2 protein-coding genes and 1 pseudogene are annotated in these 1,839 nt (G+C 70.7%); all 3 read left to right on the top strand.

Features of this window, described 5'->3' with window-relative positions; genetic code table 11:
- A pseudogene (locus ELR45_RS36445) lies at positions 1 to 275 on the top strand (hydroxymethylglutaryl-CoA reductase, degradative); the annotation flags it as partial.
- Positions 272 to 1,258 carry a hydroxymethylglutaryl-CoA lyase gene (locus ELR45_RS01625; protein WP_129662888.1) on the top strand — a complete coding sequence of 329 codons (987 nt, stop codon included), beginning with the start codon at positions 272 to 274 and terminating at the stop codon, positions 1,256 to 1,258. The pseudogene ELR45_RS36445 and the gene ELR45_RS01625, both read left to right, overlap by 4 nt.
- A partial coding sequence (locus tag ELR45_RS36440) for a CaiB/BaiF CoA transferase family protein (RefSeq protein WP_205855683.1) occupies positions 1,255 to 1,839 on the top strand: 585 nt, incomplete at its 3' end. The genes ELR45_RS01625 and ELR45_RS36440, both read left to right, overlap by 4 nt.

Below are 1,839 nucleotides of genomic sequence, written 5' to 3'. Positions count from 1 at the left end.
TCCGCCTTCTCGGTGTCGAGACCGCCCGAGAGCTCGCCGGCGTGATCGCCGCCGTCGGCCTCGCCCAGAATCTCGCCGCCTGCCGGGCGCTCGCCGCCGAGGGAATCCAGCACGGGCACATGACGCTTCACGCGCGCACGGTTGCCGCCAGCGCGGGCGCGATGGTCGGCGAGATCGGCACCGTCGCTGAACGCATCGTCGCCGAGCGTCGCATCCGCGTGGAGTACGCGCAGGAGGTGCTGGCGGAGCTGCGAGCGGATCGGACGCCCGCATGACCGACGTCGCCCAGGGGCCCCGGGTCGTGCCGGAATCCGGGCTGCCCACCCGGGTCACCGTCTACGAGGTCGGCCCCCGCGACGGGCTTCAAGCGGAGACGGACATCATCCCGTCCGCCGTGAAGGTCGAGCTGTGCCGACGGCTGTATGCAGCCGGTGTGCGCGACCTGGAGATCACCAGTTTCGTCCCGCCGACCTGGATCCCGCAGCTCGCCGACGCCGCCGATGTCGCGGCGAACGTCACGGTTCCGCCTGGTGCCAGGGGGGTCGCGCTCGTGCCGAACCTTCGCGGGCTCGAGCGCGCCGTGGCTGCCGGCGTGCGGGAGGCCGCCGTCGTCGTCAGTGCGACGGAGTCCTTCGCCCAGGCGAATCTGAACACGACGAGGGAGCGGGCAGTCGAACGCGCCGTCGAGGTCATCGCCGCAGCATCCGCGTCCGGCATCCGGGTCCGCGGCTACGTGTCGATGTCGTTCGGCGACCCGTGGGAGGGCGCCGTGGACTTCGCGGTCGTCGCGGACACCGCGGCACGGCTGCGGCAGGCGGGATGCCGCACGGTCGTCCTCGGCGACACGATCGGCGTCGCCACCCCAGGGCTGACCACGCGTGTCGTGCAGGAGACCCGCTCCGCTGGGGTCCCCCTCGAAGACCTCGCCCTGCACTTGCACGACACCTACGGGCAGGCGCTGGCGAACGTGCACGCCGCCCTCCGGCTCGGCGTCGCGGAGTTCGACGCCGCGGTCGGCGGCCTCGGACGCTGTCCCTACGCCAGAGGCGCGACCGGTAACCTCGCGACGGAGGATCTCGTATGGATGCTGCACGGGCTCGGGATCGACACCGGTCTCGATGTCCGCGCGCTGGCCGCCACGACTCGCTGGCTCTCTCGAATCCGCGGCGTCCGCGCGCCGTCGAACGTCGCGGCGGCACTGGCGGCAGCCGGAATCGATGCCGCGGAACCACATGAACAGGAGGCATGGTTGGCATGACCGAGACCACGACCACCACACCCGCAGCGCTGACCGGAGTCGTCGTCCTCGACCTGTCGCGTGTGCTCGCCGGGCCCTATGCGGCACAGATGCTGGCCGATCTCGGTGCCACCGTCATCAAGGTGGAGAATCCGCGCGATCCCGATGTCTCCCGTGGCTTCCCGCCATACCTCACCCATGGCGACGAGGAGTTCAGCGCCTACTACGCGCAGTACAACCGTGGGAAGCTCGGCGTGGGAATCGATCTGGCGAGACCAGGCGGCACCGAGGTGCTTAAGGACCTCGTGCGCTCTGCGGACATCCTGGTGGAGAACTTCCGCCCCGGGACGATGGACAAACTCGGTGTCGGCTACGACGTGCTGCGGGAGGTGAACCCGAAGCTCGTCTACACGGCGATCTCCGGCTACGGCCAGACCGGTTCGCGCAGCCGCCGCCCGGCGTTCGACAACACCGCGCAGGCCGCGGGCGGGCTCTGGTCGATGAACGGCTATCCCGATCAGCCCCCGGTGCGGGTCGGCGTGACGATCGGCGACCTGTCCGCGACTCTCTTCGCCGTTGTCGGCACCCTCGCCGCGCTCCGG

It is taken from the genome of Phytoactinopolyspora endophytica (assembly GCF_004138495.1).
Lineage (GTDB): Bacteria > Actinomycetota > Actinomycetes > Jiangellales > Jiangellaceae > Phytoactinopolyspora > Phytoactinopolyspora endophytica.
Note: the sequence above shows the minus strand (reverse complement) of the source record. Positions and strands in the feature narration are given on the sequence as shown.